The 1,758-nt window shown below is 52.3% G+C and carries 1 protein-coding gene; it reads right to left on the bottom strand.

The genetic code is table 11. The features are described 5' to 3' along the window. Positions 1-476: 476 nt before the first annotated feature. Positions 477-1,400: a LysR family transcriptional regulator gene (locus AC1WIP_RS15540; protein WP_481142679.1), complete on the bottom strand. Its 924-nt coding sequence runs from the start codon at positions 1,398-1,400 to the stop codon at positions 477-479. Positions 1,401-1,758 lie beyond the last annotated feature (358 nt).

Genomic DNA, 1,758 nt, shown 5'->3' with positions numbered 1-1,758 from the left:
ACCCCCGGCTGTATGAAGGGGTAAGCTAAAGACAGACACATGGAAAACCACCATGCAGCCTGCCTTTTTATTAGGGAATGTCTGCTGAACAAACGGCTCCAGCAGTTGATTCGCGGGGCAAGAGCCGCACAATTTTACAAAAGCCGCTGCTTCCGGCGCCTTTTGTGAAATTCAGCCATTGTTTCAATGGGTATTTTCACTGGAAAGCCAAGGCCTTCCAGGCTTTTGGCTCTGTTCTGCACGCACTATCCCGCTTAGGATTGGCGGGCAGGCCGCCAAAAAAGCGACAGCCACTGTGCACGGCTGCCGCTCCGAATAAGATGCTTCGCTGCATCAACGGGAGGGGACTATACAAATGTTTGGGATGAACCAAGCGGCCCGGACGCGCAGCCGGATCTCATGTGCCTGTATGAGGGGCAAACGCCCCTTGCTCTGCTGGTTCCTTTTTATCCGCGCCGCTCCCGCCGGCGCAAGGGTCAGGAATCATATAGCTTTCGAATTGCGCACCGGCAAAATTCGTCCACCAGCGGATTCTGGTTATCTCTCCGGAAAACGGCGACGATATCAGTCAGTTCGGCCATTTCCGGCAGGGAAAAGTAGATTAATGGGGTCTGCGGCTGAATACAGTGCACATAGGAGGGACAGATGAAGGTCATACCCCGGCCGCATCCCACCAGGCTGAGGGCAGAGGGCAGGCTGGAGACCTCCACCACGCGCTGAGGGACAAAGGAGTAATAGCGGCAGATTATTTCCGACGCGGTGCGCATATTCTGCCAGGAATGTAAGAGAATCAGCGGCTGGTCTTGAAGCAGGGACCAGTCCGCCGGAATGGGATGCTCCAGATTATTACAGCAGTTCGGATACCGCTGAGCCATGTTGTCATCATACCGGAGGGCAAGGACAACAGGGTCTCCCATGAGATGCTCATACCGCAGATGGGGTGCGTCCGGCTTCAGGTTGGTGAGGGAGAGGTCGACCTCATCGTTCTCCAACAGCTTGAGAATTTCCGTGCTTGAGCACTCAATGATCTTTTGATCCACGGAGGGAAACTGTTCTGCAAAGTCAGGAACGATCCGGGGAAGAACATACATGCCCAGCAGCGGCAGCGTGGCGATGGTGATGCGGTTGTATGACTGGTGGCCCATGGAGGAGAATTCCTGGCGCATGCTCCGTTCCAGGGACTGAAACTGCTCTACATATTCCAGGTACCGCTTCCCCGCCGCAGTGAGGCGCAGGGGAATGGTGTCCCGATCGAAGAGGGTGACGCCCAATTCGTCCTCCACTTTTTTCACAAAACGGCTCAGGGCGGGCTGGGAGACATAGAGAGCCTGCGCAGCTTTGGAAAAGCTGTGATACTGCGCGATTGTCTTGATATATTTGCAAAACCGCTGGTCAATCATGATACGCTCCTTTCTGGGCGGGCGTCCGAAACAAGAAGCTGGGATAAATCCTCTTTCAGTTAATGATATCAGACTATTATGGTCTGTGCAAAAGTTTTTCTCAATTTCTCCATTCTGTTTTTGGTATATGGTCATATCAAAAAGGGCATTCGACAATTTGTATGTACATATTGTACAATTTTAACAAGCGGGAGAGGAAACGCTCTTCAAACGTAGGGAAATAAACACGCAGAAAAAACGATTAAGGAGGAACTGATTATGAGCAGAGAACATGCCCAAGACTTGCGGCGCATTCTTTCCGAGAACAAGTTTCTGACGCTGCCTGGCGTATACGATTGCCTGTCGGGCAAAATTGCGG

This window comes from Acetatifactor sp. (genome assembly GCF_982438285.1).
This window is presented reverse-complemented; position numbering and strand designations above follow the sequence as displayed.

Bases quoted from the DNA above. Each gene is read 5' to 3' on its own strand.
- AC1WIP_RS15540 (WP_481142679.1), bottom strand. From the start codon at position 1,400: ATGATTGACCAGCGGTTTTGCAAATATATCAAGACAATCGCGCAGTAT.